General features: G+C 37.2%; 15 protein-coding genes and 1 tRNA gene. 9 read left to right on the top strand and 7 right to left on the bottom strand.

Features of this window, described 5'->3' with window-relative positions; translation table 11 throughout:
• Window positions 1–5: 5 nt before the first annotated feature.
• Both HCO57_RS07065 and HCO57_RS07060 read right to left on the bottom strand, forming a co-directional pair.
• Complete coding sequence (locus HCO57_RS07065; protein WP_167988432.1) at window positions 6–641, bottom strand: response regulator transcription factor; 636 nt, start codon at window positions 639–641, stop codon at window positions 6–8.
• Window positions 631–2,661, bottom strand: a complete 2,031-nt coding sequence (locus tag HCO57_RS07060) for a sensor histidine kinase (RefSeq protein ID WP_167988431.1) — start codon at window positions 2,659–2,661, stop codon at window positions 631–633. The genes HCO57_RS07065 and HCO57_RS07060 overlap by 11 nt, the downstream gene beginning before the upstream one ends.
• A gap of 172 nt (window positions 2,662–2,833) precedes the next feature.
• On the opposite strand from HCO57_RS07060, the gene HCO57_RS07055 reads away from it, so the two are divergent.
• Genes HCO57_RS07055 through HCO57_RS07040 form a run of 4 tightly spaced genes read left to right on the top strand, consistent with a single transcriptional unit; the run spans window position 2,834 to window position 9,238 of the window.
• Entirely contained in the window at window positions 2,834–3,256 is a 423-nt protein-coding gene (locus tag HCO57_RS07055) for a hypothetical protein (protein WP_167988430.1), read from the top strand.
• A gap of 6 nt (window positions 3,257–3,262) precedes the next feature.
• On the top strand, window positions 3,263–7,243 hold the full coding sequence (locus HCO57_RS07050; RefSeq protein ID WP_167988429.1) for a M4 family metallopeptidase: 3,981 nt from the start codon (window positions 3,263–3,265) through the stop codon (window positions 7,241–7,243).
• Window positions 7,240–7,953 (top strand): Ig-like domain-containing protein, encoded by a 714-nt coding sequence (locus HCO57_RS07045; RefSeq protein WP_167988428.1) that lies wholly within the window; start codon window positions 7,240–7,242, stop codon window positions 7,951–7,953. The genes HCO57_RS07050 and HCO57_RS07045 overlap by 4 nt, the downstream gene beginning before the upstream one ends.
• A gap of 22 nt (window positions 7,954–7,975) precedes the next feature.
• Complete coding sequence (locus HCO57_RS07040) at window positions 7,976–9,238, top strand: PQQ-like beta-propeller repeat protein (RefSeq protein ID WP_167988427.1); 1,263 nt, start codon at window positions 7,976–7,978, stop codon at window positions 9,236–9,238.
• A gap of 70 nt (window positions 9,239–9,308) precedes the next feature.
• On the opposite strand, the gene HCO57_RS07035 is transcribed toward HCO57_RS07040, so the two are convergent.
• The 4 genes from HCO57_RS07035 to HCO57_RS07020 are packed head-to-tail and all read right to left on the bottom strand — an operon-like array spanning window position 9,309 to window position 12,378.
• Window positions 9,309–10,487, bottom strand: coding sequence for an acyl-CoA dehydrogenase family protein (locus HCO57_RS07035; RefSeq protein ID WP_167988426.1), 1,179 nt, complete (start codon window positions 10,485–10,487; stop codon window positions 9,309–9,311).
• Window positions 10,488–10,536: 49 nt separating this feature from the next.
• Window positions 10,537–11,253, bottom strand: coding sequence for a tRNA1(Val) (adenine(37)-N6)-methyltransferase (locus HCO57_RS07030; protein WP_167988425.1), 717 nt, complete (start codon window positions 11,251–11,253; stop codon window positions 10,537–10,539).
• Window positions 11,253–11,783, bottom strand: coding sequence for a ribosome maturation factor RimM (gene rimM, locus HCO57_RS07025; protein WP_167988424.1), 531 nt, complete (start codon window positions 11,781–11,783; stop codon window positions 11,253–11,255). The genes HCO57_RS07030 and rimM overlap by 1 nt, the downstream gene beginning before the upstream one ends.
• Before the next feature lie 10 nt (window positions 11,784–11,793).
• Entirely contained in the window at window positions 11,794–12,378 is a 585-nt protein-coding gene (locus HCO57_RS07020; RefSeq protein ID WP_167988423.1) for a 30S ribosomal protein S16, read from the bottom strand.
• Between the two features lie 266 nt (window positions 12,379–12,644).
• Here HCO57_RS07020 and HCO57_RS07015 point away from each other — a divergent pair, with 266 nt between their 5' ends.
• The 5 genes from HCO57_RS07015 to HCO57_RS06995 all read left to right on the top strand — a co-directional run bounded on the left by HCO57_RS07015 (window position 12,645) and on the right by HCO57_RS06995 (window position 19,242).
• Window positions 12,645–13,100 (top strand): ferritin-like domain-containing protein, encoded by a 456-nt coding sequence (locus tag HCO57_RS07015; protein ID WP_167988422.1) that lies wholly within the window; start codon window positions 12,645–12,647, stop codon window positions 13,098–13,100.
• Between the two features lie 140 nt (window positions 13,101–13,240).
• Window positions 13,241–17,629: a DNA polymerase III subunit alpha gene (dnaE, locus tag HCO57_RS07010; RefSeq protein WP_167988421.1), complete on the top strand. Its 4,389-nt coding sequence runs from the start codon at window positions 13,241–13,243 to the stop codon at window positions 17,627–17,629.
• A gap of 100 nt (window positions 17,630–17,729) precedes the next feature.
• Entirely contained in the window at window positions 17,730–18,047 is a 318-nt protein-coding gene (gene trxA / locus HCO57_RS07005) for a thioredoxin (protein ID WP_136949366.1), read from the top strand.
• 68 nt (window positions 18,048–18,115) lie between these two features.
• The gene (locus HCO57_RS07000; RefSeq protein ID WP_167988420.1) at window positions 18,116–19,045 is read left to right on the top strand and encodes a DUF58 domain-containing protein; all 930 of its coding nucleotides are present in this window, start codon (window positions 18,116–18,118) and stop codon (window positions 19,043–19,045) included.
• A gap of 123 nt (window positions 19,046–19,168) precedes the next feature.
• A tRNA-Asp gene (locus HCO57_RS06995) sits at window positions 19,169–19,242 on the top strand.
• Between the two features lie 43 nt (window positions 19,243–19,285).
• Here the strand turns inward: HCO57_RS06995 and HCO57_RS06990 are convergent.
• Complete coding sequence (locus HCO57_RS06990) at window positions 19,286–20,281, bottom strand: App1 family protein (protein WP_167988419.1); 996 nt, start codon at window positions 20,279–20,281, stop codon at window positions 19,286–19,288.
• Window positions 20,282–20,348: the final 67 nt, after the last annotated feature.

The raw sequence follows: 20,348 nt of genomic DNA, 5'->3' as shown, positions 1-20,348 counted from the left end.
TTAGGCTACAATAAACCGTTTTGAATTGCAAATCTTACCATTGCAGCAGCGTTAGAAACATCCATTTTTTGCATTAAATTTCTACGATGTGTTTCAACAGTTAATGGACTAATATATAATTCTTCTGCTATATCGTTAGTTTTTTTACCATCTGCTATTAGTTGTAAAATATGTTTTTCTCTTCTTGTTAGTTGTGGTATTTCTACTACTTCTTGTGCAATAGATTCAGTAAGAATTTTTTGAACCTCGTGGCCATAATACACATTGTTATTATAAACCTGTTTAATAGCCAAGCATAACTCGTCGGCACTTGCATTTTTTAACAAATAACCCTTAACCCCGTTACGAATCATTTGTGTTATTATACTTGCTTCATTATATGTACTAAGTCCTAATATTTTTGATTTTGAGTTTTTTGCTAAAATCAGTTTCGCCATATCTATTCCACTAATATCTGGAAGATTAACATCCAATAATATTACATCTACGGCATTCACTTTTAAATATTTTAGTGCTTCCTTGCCAGTGGTAAAATAGTTTTTTACACTAAGCGATTCAAACCCCTCTAAAAGTGTTTTTAAACCTTCAATAACCATAGGGTGGTCATCTATTATTACTATTTCAATTGGTTTATGCTGCATTAATGGTAAGATGTATATTCACAGTAGTACCTTCATCCTTTATGCTATGAAAATCTAACTCTCCTTTTAAATAAGCAATACGTGTTTTTAAGTTTGAAAGCCCCATACCTTTTTGTTCTTTTTCTAAAATTTCTTTTGACATACCCACACCATTATCTTCTACTGTAATATCTATGGTGTCGCCTTCTCGTATAAACTGTATTAAAATCTCGGTTGCTTTAGCATGTTTAACTGCATTATTTATGAGCTCTTGGATTACTCTAAAAATAGTTACTTGATGATTCAAATCAATTCCTTTTTCATCGCCATAAAACTGCAAGGTCACCTTAGTGCCAGTACCCGTCATATTTGTACAATAATCTTTAAGTGCAGCTTGCAATCCAAATTTCACTAACGTTTCTGGCATTAAATTACGTGCAATAACGCGTAATTCACTTAACGAATCATCTAAATCTTTCATTACTTTGGATAGCCTATCTTTAGGATACTCGTTAGGTTCATCTTTATCTAATTTTGAAAGATTTAAACTTATACCAGATAACCTTCCTCCTAAACCATCATGCAAATCAATTGCAAGACGTTTACGTTCTTTTTCCTGACCTTCTATCATAGCAGAAAATATTTTATTCTGTTGCTCTTGTTTTAAAAGGTCAAGTTCAGCCTCTTTAAGTCTTTGTTTTCTGCGTGTTTTTCTGAGTTTATTTCTGTAAAAGACATAACCCAATACCATTAATAAGCCTAGTAAACCAATCACCATCCCATAGAAATAGGTTCTTGATTTTTGTTTTTCTAAGGCTAGTGCATTTTCATTTTTTTCATTTTCTAATGCCAGTATCTGCCGCTCTTTTTCTGCAGCCGTATACTTTAGTTCTAATTCCTTTGTTTTTTTAACCGAAGCCTGTATTTCAATACTGTCATAAACATCCACGGCTGCCAACATATCCTTGTAAGCACTTTTATAGTCTTTGGCCGAAGCATTAATTTTTGATCGAGAGTAATATGCTTGAAAAACCCCTATACCATCACTAGATTTTAAAGAGTGGTTTAAATATCTTGTCATGTAACTACTCGCAGAATCGAACATTTTAGTTTGCTCATACAGTTTAGCATAGCGCTGCATAACCATACCATATTGATTAGACGACTTATAATTTTTAACAAAATTGTAAGCTTTATCCAACGTATTTAATGAGCTCTTGTACTCTTTTATTCTAAGCTCATATTGACTTTTTTGCAAGTTAAAATTGAATTGATCAAAGGTATTAGGATACCGCTCTAATAACTCTTCAGCTTTAGTCAAGGTAAGATTCATTTGAGGTAAAGAATCTAGTCGCTCTTGAACCATTGCTAACTGAATTAAATTGAAAGTGGCCTGTTCTGGATACCCCAACTGAGCATAAACCATTTCACCTTTTACCAAACTTTGGTAAGCATCATTGTAATTAACTAAGTTTATATTCTTAACACCTAAATTGGTATAGATGTTTGCGAGAAACAAACTATCTTTTAGCTCCTTAACAATAGGTAGCACTTTTTCTGTTATTTCCAGTTCCTTTTCATGTTGACCTACATACCCATAAGTTAAACCTAAATTATAATTACAATTGGCCCAAAGCGCTTTCAAGCTATCAGAAACATCTTTATGTTGTAAAACATTTAAAATTGATACTGATTTGTTAAGGTAAACTATAGCAGTATCTGGATTAATATACATATATGCCCTTCCCAAAGCATAATTGGCATCTGCAATACCTTTTCTGTATTTAATTTTTAGACTTAATTCTAGGGCATTATTGGCTAGACTAAAAGTTTTTATTGAGTCTGTTCCATCATAAGCTCTTGAAAGTTCGCATAGCGCATCAATTTTTCTCTCATTAATCAAAGCACTTGGCTGTTCTCTTTCTATTGCAAAAATTGTGGTTAGCTCATTTTCTAAGCTATCTATTTTACTGGTGGTGCTTAATTGAGCAGTTGCAAGCCCATAAAAAAGTCCACATAATAACAATAATGCAATCCGCATAAAATTATTTGTATTAACTAATCTAACTCAATATAATACAACTCTTGGTTGTAAGAAATACCTTTTAAAAATATACCCAGAAACCAGTAGAAAAAAATACAACTTTTAGGGTATTTACTACGGTTTCTATTTTAAATACATTCGTTGGCAACTATTTGTCTTACAGAATACTATGAAGCCAACCTATATTTTTAATCTATTAATCGTGTTACTCTTTATTGGATGTAAGTCTCAACAATACACTTTTGAAGAATTACCTGAAAAATATATTCAATTTGGTTCAGGTGGCGGTGTAACAGGAATGGTAACCACGTTTGCTTTGTTACCCAATGGTCAACTATTTAAGAACAATTCTATTACGAAAGAATATACGGAACTTCCAAATGTTCCCAAAGATAAAGTCAAGCTCTTATTTAAAATGTTAGCTGATTTAAAACAAACCAATACACCTATTGAAAAACCAGGTAATATGTTTGCTTTTTTAGAAGACATAGATGGTAAGTCCACTTACCGTATGGTTTGGGACACTGCAAACCCACAGGTTTCAAAAGAAATAAGAACACTATATAAAATGCTATACAAAACAACTAATTAACTACTAATGAAAAAGAAAATTACAGTCTTACTAGTTTTTTCGTTTTTTATTGGCTTAGGGGGCCTTTTTGCCCAAAAAACCTTTGCTGATAAAAAGCGAGGCACTTCTGAAGATGGTCATGTAAAAGTTGAAAAACTTAAACCAACTTTACTTCAAAAAAAAGTTCAAGAAAAAGTTAATAAAAAAACACAGCAGCAAACCATCTCAAGTTTTCATTTTGCTAAACCCCAAACATTTAACAAGAGTTCTGAATTTATGCCTATAAAAACGGTCTTATCAAAATCTGGTAGAACCGTATTTAACAGTGCTGTTATTGGCAGTAAAGTAAATAAATCTACAGTTAACGAAATCAGCACCAATTATTTAAAAACCTTATTACCTCAACTTAAAATTAATTCTGTTACAGACGAACTTCAACTTAAAGAATCTCATGTAGACAAGAATGGAAAAACACATTTAAAATACCAACAAATCTTCAACGGAGTAAAGGTTTTTGGAGGCGAAAGTTATGTACACATTAGCAAGAACAAAGACAAAGTGAGTTATACTGGTAAAATCTATCCAAGTATAGAAATACAAACCGCCAATCCCAGAATCAATGCTTCCTATTGTTTTGAAATCATTGAGAATGACTTAAATACTTCTATCATTGAAACCAAAAAAAGTGTAAACCAAATAACCATTCCGGGACCAGAGTCGGAGTTGGTATGGTATAATCACCAACAATCTCTAGTGTTGGTATGGCACATAACGGCCTTTGAAAATTACGTTGATAGATGGGAGTATTTTATAAATGCAGAATCGGGGGCTATTGTTGCCAAATATTACCACACCTGTACGCTTACTCATGAACATTTTGAAGGTCACAAACATAACAATAAATCAACACCAAGCTCTGCTGAGTCTTTACCACCAACCTCAGATATTCTTACCGACTTAAATGGTGTGCAAAGACAAATTAATGGCTACATAGAAGGTACGGAAACCTATATGTTCGACACTACTAAATCTATGTTCAACGCAGCACAAACCCAAGTGCCAGACAATTTGGTAGGAGCAATAGTTACGCTAGATTTTAATAATCAGCCTTATGACACAGAAAATCCCTCCTTTTTTTATGTGTCAGAAGGAAATGGCAATTACACCAACCCTATTGCAGTTTCGGCACACTACAACGCAAGTGTGTCTTATGATTATTTTGAGAATACATTTAATAGAAATTCATTAAATGGAGAAGGCGGAACAATTTATTCCATTATCAATGTTGCAGATACGGATGGTAGCGGGTTTGACAATGCTTTTTGGAACGGTTCCTTCATGGCTTACGGCAACGGGGATTTTGCATTTAACCCTGTAGCTGGTGCTTTAGATGTTGGAGGTCATGAAATGGGTCATGGCGTTATTGGAACCACTGCCAATTTAATTTACCAAGACCAATCAGGTGCCATAAACGAATCTTTTGCTGACATTTTTGGGGCAATGATAGATCGTGATGATTGGCTAATTGCAGAAGATATTGTAACCAATCAATACTATACCTCTGGAGCAATGCGAGATATGCAAAATCCGAACAATGGAGGTAACTCTTTTGGTGATCCAGGATGGCAACCCGCTCATATGGATGAAATATACACAGGTACACAAGACAATGGTGGTGTTCATATTAATAGTGGCATAGTTAACAGAGCGTACTACTTAGTAGCAACAGCTATAGGCAAAGACAAAGCTGAACAAATCTATTACAAAGCACTTGTAGATTATTTAACGGCCTCTTCTCAATTTATTGATTTACGAATTGCCGTAATTAATGCAGCAACAGATTTACATGGCACTGGTTCTGCAGAAGTACAATCTGTTATTGATGCCTATGATGCCGTGGGTATCATCGATGGTAATGGCAATGGAGGAACTGATACCAATGATGATTTACCATCACTCAATGGTAACGAATTTATTTTGAGTGTTGATGTAAATTCTGGTGACCCGAACACGCTTTACATTTCTGATACTAATGGCGAGAATTTTGTACCCGTATCACAGGCTGGAGTTTTTAGAAAACCGAGCGTTACAGATGACGGTAGCATTGCATTATATGTAACAGAAAACAACACTGTTAATGGTATCATCTTAGAAGAAAACAATATTAGTGAAGAAGTGGTTTCTGATCAACCTATTTGGTCTCAGGTAGCCCTTTCAAAAGATGGAACCAAATTTTCGGCAATCACCAACGACGACACTAATATTATTTATGTTTTTGATTTAGTTTCGGGAGAATTTCAAGAATATACATTGTATAATCCAACTTCTGCCGATGGAGTGTCTACAGGTGACGTACTATATCCTGATGCCATGGAATGGGATTATTCTGGTGAGTACATTATGTATGACGCATACAATGCATTGGAAAATCCTTTTGGGGTATCAATAGATTATTGGGACGTGGGTTTTGTTAAAGTGTGGGATTACACCACCAACACCTTTGGTGATGGGAGCATTCAAAAACTATTTTCTAGTTTACCAGAAGGAGTTAGTATAGGTAATCCTTCATTTTCAAAAACCTCTGGTAACATAGTGGCTTTTGACTACTTTAATTTTCAATCCGATGAATATGAGGTGTTGGCTGCTAATATTGAAACCGGTGAATTAAATACCATATTTGTGAATCAAAAACTTGGGTTTCCTAATTATGCAAGTGACGATTCTAAGTTAATTTTTGATGCCTACGCCACGGATGACAGTGAGCTAATTGCTGTCATTAATCTAAACACAGACAAAATAACTGCCCAAGGAAGTGCTACGGGTCTAATTGGCCAAGCAAAATGGGGTACGTGGTACACACAAGGTGAAAGAGAAACAGAAGAACCTCCTTCAGATAGCGGTAACGCTATATTGTCTTTTAGTTTCAATAATTTAACACCCACTGTAAATGCAACCATATCTGGCAATCAGATTAGTGCAATCGTTCCAGAAGATACCGATTTAAGTGCTCTAATTGCTACATTCACTTTATCAGATGGTGCTGTTGCAACAGTTAATGGGATTACCCAACAAAGTGGAATAACGGTAAACAATTTTACAAACGCAGTAACCTATACTATTACCTCTACGGCAAATACAGTTCAAAATTATACAGTTACCGTAGTATTAAATAATGATAATACTGACCCTAATGATTTGGATGGAGATGGCATTCTTAACGATTTTGACAAATGCCCAAATACACCAACAGGCACCCCTGTTGATGCAGATGGTTGTCCAATAAATTCAAACCCTGAAAACAATTTTACGGTTCAAATTACAGATACTTCATGTATTGGTTTATCAAACGGTGTTGTCCAAATTACTGCTGTAAACAGTGCTAATTATACAGTATTGTTTACTGGAAACGGCATTAATGAATCTGTAAACTTTTTAGAAACCGTAACCATTGAGAATTTACCTCCAGGGCAATATTCAGCGTGCATATCACAACAAGGAAATCAAAATGCAGAAACTTGCTTTGAAGTACAATTGTCAGAACCTGAGGCATTAGGGGTTGATTCGATAACAGATGTAGACCAAAAATCAGTAACCTTAATCTTATCTGGTAGTTCAAGATATTTTATTCAACTTAATAATCAAATTTTCGAAACAGTTGAAAATTCAATTACACTACCCCTAGACGCAAATAAGAATACGTTAACCGTATCCACTGCAAAAGACTGCCAAGGTTCTTATGAAGAACTTATTGTTCTAGGCAGTAATAGTTATGTTTATCCTAACCCGGTAGAGGGTAAAGAGCTTTTTATAGCATTTCCTAACCACAACCAAGATGAACAACTAATCTTAACCGTTTTTTCTGTTAACGGCCAACTTGTAAAAAGAGAACTATTAGATATTACTGGCGGAAAAGCTCAAACAAATATTTCTGATTTAAGTAAAGGAACTTACATCATAAAAATGGAGTCAAAAAATATTACTATCACCAAAAAAATTATAAGAAAATGAAAAAGATAATTTATGCCTTTGCATTACCTCTTGTTTTCATGTTTTCTTGTTCAACCTCAGAAGAGCCGACAGATGACACTGATGATAATAACAACAATAACGGTACAGTTCCAGGTGTAGCCACTCTAGTTTTTCCAGAAAACAATAAACTTTGTACTCAAGGAACTATAATTAATGATTTAGAGAATACTATTACTTTTCAATGGCAAGAAGCTTCTGACACCGACTCGTACGAAGTTAATGTAAGTTATGTTGAAAGTGGGGTTACCGTTAAACAAACCAGTACAACAACAGAAGCAACAATTACACTAGAAAGAGGTAAAAGTTATAGTTGGTTTGTAGTATCCAAATCTAACGATACCAACGATGATACCAGAAGTGAAACCTGGCGATTTTTTAATGAAGGTGTTGGAGAAACGCACTATGCACCTTTTCCTGCATTAATAACGCAACCTGTAAACGGAGCAACAATTAGCAATACCACTTCTGTAAACTTACAATGGAATGGTAGCGATGCTGATAATGATATTGTTGAATACCAAGTGTATTTAGACACCAATGAAACACCATCCAATAGTTTAGGTACCACAACTCAAAATTCCGTAAACGTCACAGTACAAGCTGGTCAAACGTATTATTGGAAGGTAAAAACTATTGATACCAAGGATAACACATCAGAATCAGAGGTCTTTAATTTTTCAGTAGAATAAGATGAGGTATTTAAGTAAATCTATGCTATATTTTATTCTTCTTCTCGTTTTACTAGTAATAGCTTCTTGTAGTAGTGAAACAAATGAAGAGTCTCTATTTGAGGATATTAAAACCAATAATCCAAATGACCTTTTTAATGCAGACCCTAGCCTGAATAATTTTGTAATTACTAGATGGGATGAAAGCGTTGTAATTGTAAATCCAGAAACTGGCTCGGAAGAAATAGTATATACTTTTGATGATTTTATATATCCAGAAGGAGTTGCCAATTATTACAATGGGGTCATTTATGTTAGTACGGATGATAACGCCATTAATGCAATAAGTTTGGAAACCAAGAGCTTGCTCTGGGATGTGCCTATGTTAGATTACGACTTTGGTAGTCTAGGATTTACAAGTATAAATATTAAAAATGGTGTTTGTTATGCTTCAGGTAGTTTTGGTGTAATGGTTGCGGTAGATGCAATTTCCGGTGAATTGTTATGGTATTATTCTTCAAATATTAATGGTGAATTAGATAATCTTCTTACAGAAAATAGAATTCCGATAGTACACAAAGATAAAGTGTACCTATTTTCAGAAATACCTTTTGCATCAAGTATACCACCTTACATGCATATTTTAGATAAAAATACAGGTAAGTTAATTAACAAGATTGAATTGCCCTATGAAACAACAGGGGAACCCGTAATTTGCAATGATATAATATACTTGCCAGCAAAAAACATGTATGCTATTGACCTCAACTCTTTAGAAGTTATATGGAGCTTTGCAGCAGATGCTGTAAGTACACCACAAATAAGTGCTGATAAGATTGTGTTTCATGGAATCCCTGTTGATGATACTATTTATTCCAGACTCTATTGTTTGGATGTGAATACAGGCACCCCCTCATGGATAATAGAGACCGGCTTTGATACTATGTGGACACCAACAATTGTTAATGATGTTGTCTTTGGTGTGTATGAAAAAGCAAGCAGCTTTGCCTTTGCAAGAAATGGTAGACCATTTGCCGTAAATCTAAATGATGGGAGTCAAATTTGGTACAAAGAAGATATTTCAATCGATACCAGTCCAGTCTACGCAAACGGAAGATTATTTTTTCATGGTCATAATATCACCGGAACTGCGGATATAGATGAAAACGTCGGCTTTTTTAGCATGAATGCCAGCACAGGAGAAATTTTATGGCTAAACAACACCTTTAGATATGATTATATAAGTACCCCAATAGTAGTTGCCCAAAACGGAATTTTTGGGCCTGGTTATTTTCAAGGTAATTAATATGCAACCTTTAAAAGAAAGTTTGAGTTAGTTTATTTTAGTTGGTTAAGCCCCATTAAAGGGGCTTTTTTTATTTAAAAGCCTGTATACCAGTAATATCAGCCCCTGTAATTAAAAGATGAATATCGTGGGTACCTTCATAGGTTACTACACTTTCTAAATTCATCATATGTCGCATGATGCTAAATTCCCCAGAAATTCCCATAGCGCCCAAAATTTGCCTAGATTCCCTGGCTACTTGTAATGCCATGGCAACATTGTTTCGTTTTGCCATGGAAATCATGGCGGAACTGGCTTTACCTTCATTCTTTAATTGTCCCAGCCGATATGCTAACAATTGTGCTTTGGTGATTTCTGTGACCATTTCGGCTAACTTTTTTTGTTGTAGTTGAAAAGCGGCAATAGGTTTGCCAAACTGCATACGTTCCTTGGCATAGCGTAGAGCGGTATCATAACAATCCATTGCGGCTCCTATTGCGCCCCAAGAAATGCCGTACCGTGCAGAATCTAAGCAATGTAGAGGGGCAGATAGCCCACTTTTACCGGGTAATAGATTTTCCTTTGGAACTTTTACATTGTCAAAATGAAGTTCTCCCGTGGCAGATGCGCGTAAGGACCATTTGTTGTGGGTTTCTGGTGTGGTAAAGCCTTCCATTCCTCGTTCTACCAAAAGACCATGGATTCTACCATTTTCATCCTTGGCCCATACCACGGCCACGTCTGCAAATGGGGCATTGGAAATCCACATTTTGGCCCCGTTTAATAAGTAATGGTCTCCTTGGTCTTTGAACTTGGTTTCCATACCTCCGGGGTTAGAACCGTGGTTGGGTTCCGTTAGTCCAAAGGCGCCCATAAATTCCCCAGATGCCAGTTTGGGTAAAAATTGTTGTTTTTGTGCTTCGGAACCAAAAGCATAAATGGGGTACATGACTAAAGAAGATTGTACGGAAGCGGTAGAGCGGATGCCACTGTCGCCACGTTCAATTTCTTGCATTAACAAACCGTAGCTGATGTAATCTAAACCAGCGCCGCCATAATCTTCTGGTATCATAGGGCCAAAAGCGCCAATTTCTGCTAAGCCGCCTATTACAAGTTTGGGAAAAGTAGCATTTTGTGCGTGCTCATCAATAATAGGGATAATAGCTTTGTTTACCCATGAACGCGCAGCATCACGAACCATTTTATGTTCACTACTCAAAACATCGTCTAATAAATAATAATCGGGTGCAGAAAAATCCTTTGGGTCCATATGCTTCAGTTTAGTCTCTCTTCAAAGATAAGAAGCACTGAGGAGGTCTTTACATTTTTAAATAAAAATCCTGGGTAAGATTAATGTAATCTTCGGTGTATTGGTGGCGCTCTTTTTCTATTACCAAGTCGTTCACCATGGGCTGCTTTTCTTCAAAAGTTAAATACAGTAAACTGCGTTTTATGGGAGCCGTAAAGTTACCTTTTACATGGGTTATTTTGGTAGCATAAAGGCCGTAAGTTCTTGCTGTAACCAAAAAAGATTTTTCTTCGCTAAACGGAATAATGCAAGCGAACCCGCCTTCTGGAGTCAAAAGTTTGGCAACGCCTTCCAATAAATTTGGAAAGGGTAATGAAGATTCTTGCCGGGCTGCATCTCTTTCTAAAGAACCGCTGTTTACCTGTTCCGTATAAAAAGGAGGGTTGGCAACAATTAGGTCGTACTCCTCTGCATCCATTTCGGTTACAAATTCAGAGAATTCTGCGTGGTAGCAAAATAAGCGGTCTGCCCAATCCGATGCTTCAAAATTGGAAACGCATTGTTCATAGGCGGCATCGTCTAACTCCAAAGCGTCTATAAGTTCTGCGGAACTGCGTTGGGCCAATTGCAGAGCAATTACGCCCGTTCCGGTACCCACGTCTAAAATGGAATCGGGTTGGTTGTGCAAGGGTGCCCAAGCGCCAAGTAGTACCCCATCTGTGCCAATTTTCATGGCGCAGCGGTCTTGGTGCACCGTAAATTGTTTAAAGGTAAAAGGTTCTGCCATTATTCGCCTAAATACAGTTCTACCAATCCATCAGGGGTGGATACATGTATTTCCTTTTGTTGGCGGTCTAGTTTGGTGATGATGTCGTCATTCAGGGGAATCAATAATTCTTTGCCTTCTTTTTCTACCTCAAACAAAACTTGACTAGCACTGTCGTTAATGGAAACAACGGCGCCTATATCGCCATGAACGGCATCTATCATTCTAAATCCTATGACCTCATGATAGTAGAACTGGTCCCCACTAAGTTTGGGTAAAAAGGAAAGCGGTAAATACAGTTCGCTTCCCATGATTCGGTCTGCGGCAGCTTCGTCTTTTACATCCTCAAAGTCTATACGGAGTAGGGCCGATTTGTGTAAGCGGCACTTTTCAATAAAAAATGGAACCAGATTTCGCCCTAAAAGGACAAATACTGATTCCATGTTTTCGTAGATTTCGGGTTCATCGGTATCTAGTTTTACTAGAACTTCACCCTTGAAGCTATATTTTGAAACGATTTTGCCTAGGTAGAAACAATCTTCCTTGCGCATCGTCTACAAATTATTCTTTATCAGCTTCGCCTTCTTTCATTTCTGGAGCTGCAGGAGCCTCTTCTGGCATCTCTGGTGCAGCTTCAACAGCTTCTACTTCTGCAGATGCATCACCAGCTACTTCAGTTTCTGGAGTTTCTTCTACAACAGGTTGCTGTGCAGCGATACGCGCTTCGTTAACTTCTTTTTCTGCTGCTAATGCTTTGGCTTTAGCATCTTCTTTTGCTTGGTCTAGACCTTCTACCTTAGCTTGTACAGCTTTTTCTTTCTCTTCTAACCATGCATTAAAACGCTTTTCCGCTTCTTCCTCAGAAAAAGCACCTTTTCTTACACCGCCTAATAAGTGATGCTTTAAAAGTGCACCTTTGTAAGAAAGGATAGCTCTAGCAGTATCAGTTGGTTGCGCTCCATTGTTCAACCATTTTACAGCGCCATCAACATTTAAGTCAATACTAGCAGGATTGGTATTAGGATTGTAAGTACCTAATTTTTCTAAAAATTTACCATCTCTTTTAGAGCGGCTATCCGCTGCTACTACCCAATAGAATGGTTTTCCTTTTTTACCGTGGCGTTGTAATCTAATTTTTACTGGCATATCACATTAATTTGTTGGGTGCCCGACCCTTGATTATTAATTCATTTTTTGCTTTTACCCGAAAAGCGGGTGCAAATATAGCCTTATTTTCCCATATGCCAATTATTTAGGGTTAAAAAGTTAAATCTCTTAACAGCTGGTTCAGTAGCTGTTAAATCGCTTATAAACACTGTTAAATACTTGATATTGGGAGTTATTCTTTTAAATTATTAAGTGTTGTTGATAGTCAATAACGTATAATGTTGAATTTAAAATGATAAGAGATTATGGAATATTCCGTAGAAATGAGTAATAAGTTGAATGAATTGTTAACCCGTACATACGATGCGGAGAAAGGTTTTAAAGAAGCTGCAGAACATGTAGACAATCCAATTTTTGAAAAGTTTTTTATGACTCGCGCTAAGCAACGTTATGAGTTTGGCCATGAGTTGAAAAGTGAAATAAAAACCTTTGGGCAAAACCCAGATAAAGGAGGGAGCGCCATGGGAACACTACATAGAAATTGGATGAACTTAAAATCCTACTTCAATTCTAATAATGATGAAGCTATGTTGAGCGAGGTGGAGCGCGGCGAAAAGGAAGCTGTGAACACCTATGATGATATTTTGAATGATAAAGATTTTGTACTGCCTCCTTCTACAGAATCGATATTAATGAGGCAGCGTAATGCCATAAAGAAGACTTTGGATACGGCAAAGATTTATGAAAGAGCCGTTTCCTAATTTAGGTTCAACATAGTTTTTAGAAAAGCCAAGTGTTCGCTTGGCTTTTTTTATGGTTCATAACTACTGAAAAATTGGGTCCCCTTGGTTTTAATAAACCAGCATCTTTAGCTAATTTTGGGGGTTACAATTTTCTGCTTATGTACTTGATTTTTGATACAGAAACAACGGGTTTACCTAAACGTTGGGACGCTCCTATTTCTGACACTGATAACTGGCCACGATGTATACAGATTGCATGGCAATTGCATGATGAGATGGGTAGGCTTATTGAAAGTCAGGATTATTTGGTAAGGCCAGAAGGCTTTAATATTCCTTATGAGGCAGAACAGATTCACGGAATATCCACCGCCTTGGCAGAAGTAGAAGGTGTGTCGCTAAAGGAGGTGTTAGAGAAGTTTAATGCCGCAATGGCCAAAACAAAATTTATTGTTGGGCAAAACGTGGGATTTGATGTCAATGTTATGGGCTCCGAATTTTACAGGGAATCCGTAGCCAATCCGTTACAGGAACTCCCAGTATTGGATACTTGTACGGAACATACGGCAGAACTATGCCAAATTCCCGGAGGTAGAGGGGGTAAATTTAAATTGCCCACGTTAACAGAATTACATCAATATTTGTTTGGCGAACCTTTTGCAGAGGCACATAATGCAACTGCAGATGTGGAAGCAACCACGCGTTGCTTTTTAGAACTGGTACGTAAAAAACAATATACGCTAGAGCAATTAGACGTTGCGCCAGATTATTTTGAGCGCTTTTCAGAGGCTAATCCGCAAGAAATACAGCTAATTGGTCTAAAACACATCAACCTAAAGGCAGCTTCTAAAAAGATTGCAGATGCACTTTGGGAAAAAGATACAGGGGGTGTAAGCGATAAGGAGCTTAAGCAAAATGCAGCCGAATTAGCAGCGGTAGATTTTGTGCACTTGCACAACCATACCCAGTATTCCATTTTGCAATCTACCATGAGTACCAAAGAATTGGTCTCACAAGCGGCAAAAGCTAAAATGCCTGCGGTAGCCATAACGGACCATGCAAATATGATGGGGGCTTTTCACTTTGTAAAAGAAGTAAAAGGGCATAACAAAGCCGCTAAAGATAAAAATGAAGAGCTCATTGCCAATGGCGAACAACCTACTGAGGTAGAAATAACACCAATCATAGGTTGTGAATTTCAGGTTTGTGAAGACCACACCAATAAATCCGTTAAAGACAACGGTTACCAAATCGTGTTTTTAGCAAAGAACAAGGCTGGGTATCAAAACCTAATCAAAATGGCCTCTTTGGCTTATACTGATGGATTTTACTACGTACCAAGGATAGACCGCAAAATTGTAGCCCAATACAAGGAAAATGTAATGGTGCTCTCTGGTAACCTGTATGGTGAAATACCAAACAAAATATTAAATGTAGGTCAAAACCAAGCGGAAGAAGCCTTACTATGGTGGAAAGAGCAGTTTGGGGACGATTTTTACCTGGAAATAATGCGTCATGGCCAAGAAGATGAAGACCGTGTAAACATGGTGTTGTTAGAGTTGGCCAAAAAGCATGATGTAAAGTTGGTGGCCACCAATAATACCTATTACGGCAAAAAAGAGGATGCAGAAGCGCATGATATTTTATTATGTGTTAAAGATGGAGAAAAGGTAACAACACCTATTGGTCGTGGTCGTGGCTACCGTTATGGATTGCCCAATCAAGAATATTATTTTAAATCGTCCGAAGAAATGCGTGAGCTTTTTACGGATTTGCCAGAGGCGATACAAAACTTGCATGAGATTGTTGCCAAAGTAGAGCCGTATGATTTAGCGCGAGACGTACTACTTCCTAAATTTGATATACCAGACGAGTTTAAAGTAGCGGAGGACGAGGTTGACGGTGGTAAACGGGGAGAGAATGCGTATCTAAGGCATATTACCTACGAGGGCGCTAAGGTACGTTATGGCGAAATTACCCCAGAAATTACGGAGCGGATAGATTTTGAGCTTGCTACCATAGAAAATTCTGGTTATCCGGGTTATTTTTTGATTGTAGAAGATTTTATCCGTGAGGCCCGTAACATGGGGGTTTCCGTAGGTCCTGGTAGGGGTTCTGCCGCAGGTTCTGTGGTAGCTTATTGCTTAACCATTACCAATATAGATCCTATTAAGTACGATTTACTTTTTGAGCGTTTCTTAAATCCGGATAGGGTGTCCATGCCGGATATTGATATTGACTTTGATGATGAGGGTCGTGGGCGTGTGATGGATTATGTAATTAAAAAATATGGTGCCAATCAAGTAGCGCAAATTATTACCTATGGTACAATGGCGGCCAAATCTTCTATTCGTGATACGGCTAGGGTTTTAGATTTACCACTTAGTGATGCCGACCGTATTGCCAAGCTTATTCCGCAAATGAGTAAGCTAGGTAAAATATTTGGGGTAGACGAGGCTACCTTAAAAAAGAAGTTTAGAGCAGAAGATTTAGAGAAAATCAACGAGTTGTTGAATATCTCTGAAACAGACGATTTGGAAGGCCGTACCGTGAACATGGCGCGTATTTTAGAAGGTTCTGTGCGTAATACCGGTATACATGCTTGTGGGGTAATCATTACTCCAGATGATATTACCAAGTTTGTACCTGTTTCTACCGCAAAGGATTCCGATTTGTATGTGACCCAGTTTGATAACTCTGTGGTAGAAAGTGCGGGGTTGCTAAAAATGGATTTCTTGGGGTTAAAAACGCTAACCCTTATTAAGGATACGGTAAAAATTGTAAAAGCTAGAACGGGGGTAGAATTGATTCCAGATGATTTTCCGCTAGATGATGAAAAGACGTATGAGCTTTTTCAACGCGGAGAAACCATTGGGGTGTTCCAGTACGAATCGCCCGGGATGCAAAAACACATGAAGAGTCTTAAGCCTACGGTTTTTGACGATTTAATTGCCATGAACGCTTTGTACCGTCCGGGGCCAATGGAATACATACCAAGTTTTATTGCCCGTAAACATGGCGATGAAGAGATTACGTACGATTTGCCAGAGATGGAAGAGTACCTGCAAGATACCTACGGTATTACGGTGTATCAAGAGCAGGTGATGCGTTTGTCTCAGAAACTGGCGAGCTTTTCTAAGGGTGATGCCGATGTGTTGCGGAAGGCTATGGGTAAAAAGATTTTTGCCCTACTAGAAAAGTTAAAACCACAGTTCTTAGATGGGGGCGAAAAAAATGGTCATCCTAGAGACGTCTTAGCAAAGATTTGGAAAGACTGGGAAGCTTTTGCATCCTATGCCTTTAATAAAAGTCACTCTACCTGCTATGCATACATTGCTTACCAAACGGCCTATTTAAAAGCACACTATCCGGCAGAATATATGGCTGCGGTTCTGTCCAATAACATGAATGACATTAAGCAAGTTACCTTTTTTATGGAAGAGTGTAAGCAGATGGGCTTGCAGGTATTGGGTCCAGATGTTAACGAATCGTTCTACAAATTTGCGGTTAATAAGGATTATGCAGTTCGTTTTGGATTGGGAGCGATTAAGGGGGTTGGTAGGGCAGCCGTAGAGACTATCGTAAAGGAGCGTACGGAAAATGGCGCTTACAAATCCGTCTTTGATATGGCCAAGCGTATAGACCTTCGCGCAGCAAACAAAAAAGCATTTGAAAATTTAGCTTTAGCGGGTGGGTTCGATTCTTTTGGGAGTGCTCACCGCGCACAATATTTTCATCAAGAAGGGGATGGTATTGTATTTTTAGAAAAGGTGATAAAATACGGAGCTAAATTTCAAGAAAACGAAAACTCTTCTCAAGTAAGTTTATTTGGTGATGCTAGTGAAGTGCAAATTCCTGAACCCATTGTACCACCTTGTGACGATTGGGGTACCATGGAAAAATTACGTAGAGAAAGAGACGTAGTAGGCATCTATTTATCTGGCCACCCTTTAGACGACTTTAAAAAAGAAATTGGGGCATTTTGTAATGCAGACCTCTCTTACTTTAATGGTGATTTAAACCAGGTTGTAAATAGGGAATTATCTTTTGCAGGTGTTATCACAGATGTGCAGCACAGGGTGTCTAAAAATGGAAAAGGTTGGGCGCTATTTACGGTGGAGGATTACAATGAATCCTACGAGTTTAGAATGTTTGGTGAGGAATACTTAAAATACCGTCACTTTTTAATGATAAACAGTTTTATCTACATAAAAGTATTCATCAAAGAAGGTTGGATTAATAAAGATACTGGTAAAAAAGGTGATCCTAGAATGCAGTTTAATGAGTTTAAACAGTTGCAAGATGTAATGGAGAGCTATGCTAAAAAACTTACCATAAAATTAGATGTAGCAGCGCTTCAGGAGCAACGTATAAAGAATTTAAAAGAAGCAATACTAGAGCATGCTGGGAGCCATACGTTAAATTTTGTGGTGTATGAGCAAGAAGAAAAAATAAAACTTAATCTATCCAGTAGAAAACAAAAAGTAAACATTACCACAGCACTATTAAATACACTAGAAGCGCAAGAGGTGCATTACAAACTTAATTAGTATAGTTTTTCTCAATTGCCTGATAATGAAAACAAATACAATAAGAGTAAGGAATGCGAGTTATATTTGACTAACTTTGCGTTAATATAAATAAATACACATGGCACTAGAGATAACAGATGCAACGTTTGAAGAAGTTGTTTTAAAAAGTGATAAGCCAGTAATGGTAGATTTTTGGGCTGCATGGTGCGGACCTTGTAGAATGGTAGGCCCTATAATAGAAGAGGTAAGCCAAGAATACGACGGTAAAGCTGTAGTTGGTAAGGTAGATGTAGATGCTAACCAAGAATTTGCTGCTAAATATGGGGTAAGAAACATCCCAACCGTATTAGTATTTAAAGATGGTGAAATTGTAAATAGACAAGTAGGTGTTTCTCCTAAAAAAGTATACACAGATGCTATTGATGGTTTGTTATAAAACAAAGCAATAAGATTTTTAAAGAGGCCTGGTGTAAACCGGGCCTTTTCTTTTTATCTTGGGGTTAAATGGATATTAAAAATCAATTACAAGGCGCAAAATTATTTAAAAACCTAGAGCTACTTGCCAAGTATGTGGTAGAAGGGTTTATAAATGGCATGCATAAAAGTCCTTTTCACGGCTTTTCTTCCGAGTTTGCGGAGCATAAAATTTATAATAATGGCGAAAGTACCAAGCATATAGATTGGAAGCTGTTTGCACGTACAGATAAGCTGTACACCAAGCGCTATGAGGAAGAGACCAACTTACGTTGTCATATGATTTTGGACAATTCAGCCTCTATGTATTTTCCAAAATTAAAGCAACAACAGATAGGAAATTTAAATAAGATGGGATTTTCGGTGTTGGCTATTGCAGCACTAATGAACCTGCTTAAAAAACAGCGTGATGCAGTAGGCTTAAGTATATATGGCCAAGGTTATAATTATTATGCTCCAGAAAAAAGCAGTGAACGACATATGCACATGCTCTTAGACCAATTGAATACCGTAGTTAATACCATAGAAGGAGATAGAGAAACGCAAACCTATGTTTATCTGCATCAAATTGCCGAAAAACTACATCGTAGAAGTTTAGTTTTCTTGTTTACAGATATGTTGCAGATACAGGTAACGCAAGAAAAATTATTTGAGGGCTTAAGACATTTAAAATATAATAAGCATGATGTGGTTTTATTCCACGTATTAAATAAAAAGTTAGAACAGCAATTTGATTTTGAAGATGGACCAAAGCAATTTGTTGATGTTGAAACTGGGCAAAAAATAGATGTGTATGCAGAAGGAGTCAAAGAAAATTACAAAAAAGAAATTGCTGCCTATACGGAAGCGATAAAGTTAAAATGTATGCAGTATAAGATTAAGTATGTGGCAGTTGACGTGGATTCAGATTTTGCAACCGTGTTAAATACATTTTTAGTAGAGCGAAGAAATTTTGTTTAAATGAAAAAAAATTTTGTGTAATTAAAAACAGCGTGTATATTTGCACTCGCTTTTGAAAAGCAAATGTAACAAGATTTGAATCCCGCTGATGCAGGAGTCTTAGTTAAATAAGATAAAATTCTTGGTCTGGTAGTTCAGTTGGTTAGAATACCTGCCTGTCACGCAGGGGGTCGCGGGTTCGAGTCCCGTCCAGACCGCAAAAAGCCTCAATGTAAGTTGAGGCTTTTTTGTTTCTGTATGTTATCTAACAAATCCGTTTGCTCTGGCATGTACTACAGCTTCGTCTGTGTGGCTAATCAGCTGAATATTAATATCGGTGGTTGCTTCTATTCGCTTTTTAATGTCTTTCATCTTATTTTGGTCCGTGACGGTGCGTATGTAAATGGCTTTAATGCGGTTAGGAAATTGTTTTGCGATGGCCATGTAAATATCATGATCAATATCTGCTGCATCACCAATCAAAACAAATGGTAGATTGGGATAGGAATTTAATAGATGTGTTATTTTTACGTATTTGTTCTCTTCTTTAAAGTTGGATTTCTTCTTGTTTTCCAACCCCATGTCTCTTAACAAGAGTACACCTTTAGGAAATTTCTGATAGTTTAAAAACTCTGCAAGATATTCATATAAATTCCAAGGGCTGTTAGATAGGTAAAAGAAGGGGTTGTCATCTTGTCCACTTATACCCTTGCGCAACATTTGATAAAATTCTTGAGCGCCCTCTAAAGGCATTCGCTGGTTTGTGTGGGTAAAAAAGGAGTTAACAATAACTTTCCATTTAAATGCCGAAGATATGCCCGTACGTATTACGGTGTCATCCATATCAGAAATAATACCGTATTGTGCAGAAGATAGAGGTTTAAGAATTTCGTCTTTTATCGTAAAGGGTTTGCCTCCGTAACTTAACGAATAGTGTATAGAATGCCACTCCCTATCAAAAGAATTTGTTTTAAATGCTTCGTCTAAATATACATAGCCTTCTGCATCTGATGTAAGAATAGTATTAAAGTTGTTAGCGGTTACCGTAACTACAACGCCTTCTTTCTCATCGCTTTCATAACGTTTATAGCTGTTATATAAATTCTTTAAAAAGCCATCGTCTTCTTCGTGCGTAATACCTTCGTCCTCTAAAACTCTAGCCTGACCATAAATTCTATCATTATTAGCGTAACCTCCAAATGGGATAATGATTACTGGATCTGGGTCGTCTATGAGGCGAGAGATAAACTGAAACATATTTTTTATTGCAATTTAGCTGTAATGATAAGGCATGAGTAACGGTATTCCATTTAAAACGGATGCT

The sequence above is a fragment of the Croceivirga sp. JEA036 genome (assembly GCF_011882165.1).
In the GTDB taxonomy this organism is placed as follows: Bacteria; Bacteroidota; Bacteroidia; order Flavobacteriales; family Flavobacteriaceae; genus Croceivirga.
This window is presented reverse-complemented; position numbering and strand designations above follow the sequence as displayed.

Coding starts and splice junctions, on each gene's coding strand:
- HCO57_RS07065 (WP_167988432.1), bottom strand. CDS start 641: ATGCAGCATAAACCAATTGAAATAGTAATAATAGATGACCACCCTATG.
- HCO57_RS07060 (WP_167988431.1), bottom strand. CDS start 2,661: ATGCGGATTGCATTATTGTTATTATGTGGACTTTTTTATGGGCTTGCA.
- HCO57_RS07055 (WP_167988430.1), top strand. CDS start 2,834: ATGAAGCCAACCTATATTTTTAATCTATTAATCGTGTTACTCTTTATT.
- HCO57_RS07050 (WP_167988429.1), top strand. CDS start 3,263: ATGAAAAAGAAAATTACAGTCTTACTAGTTTTTTCGTTTTTTATTGGC.
- HCO57_RS07045 (WP_167988428.1), top strand. CDS start 7,240: ATGAAAAAGATAATTTATGCCTTTGCATTACCTCTTGTTTTCATGTTT.
- HCO57_RS07040 (WP_167988427.1), top strand. CDS start 7,976: ATGCTATATTTTATTCTTCTTCTCGTTTTACTAGTAATAGCTTCTTGT.
- HCO57_RS07035 (WP_167988426.1), bottom strand. CDS start 10,487: ATGGACCCAAAGGATTTTTCTGCACCCGATTATTATTTATTAGACGAT.
- HCO57_RS07030 (WP_167988425.1), bottom strand. CDS start 11,253: ATGGCAGAACCTTTTACCTTTAAACAATTTACGGTGCACCAAGACCGC.
- rimM (WP_167988424.1), bottom strand. CDS start 11,783: ATGCGCAAGGAAGATTGTTTCTACCTAGGCAAAATCGTTTCAAAATAT.
- HCO57_RS07020 (WP_167988423.1), bottom strand. CDS start 12,378: ATGCCAGTAAAAATTAGATTACAACGCCACGGTAAAAAAGGAAAACCA.
- HCO57_RS07015 (WP_167988422.1), top strand. CDS start 12,645: ATGGAATATTCCGTAGAAATGAGTAATAAGTTGAATGAATTGTTAACC.
- dnaE (WP_167988421.1), top strand. CDS start 13,241: ATGTACTTGATTTTTGATACAGAAACAACGGGTTTACCTAAACGTTGG.
- trxA (WP_136949366.1), top strand. CDS start 17,730: ATGGCACTAGAGATAACAGATGCAACGTTTGAAGAAGTTGTTTTAAAA.
- HCO57_RS07000 (WP_167988420.1), top strand. CDS start 18,116: ATGGATATTAAAAATCAATTACAAGGCGCAAAATTATTTAAAAACCTA.
- HCO57_RS06990 (WP_167988419.1), bottom strand. CDS start 20,281: ATGTTTCAGTTTATCTCTCGCCTCATAGACGACCCAGATCCAGTAATC.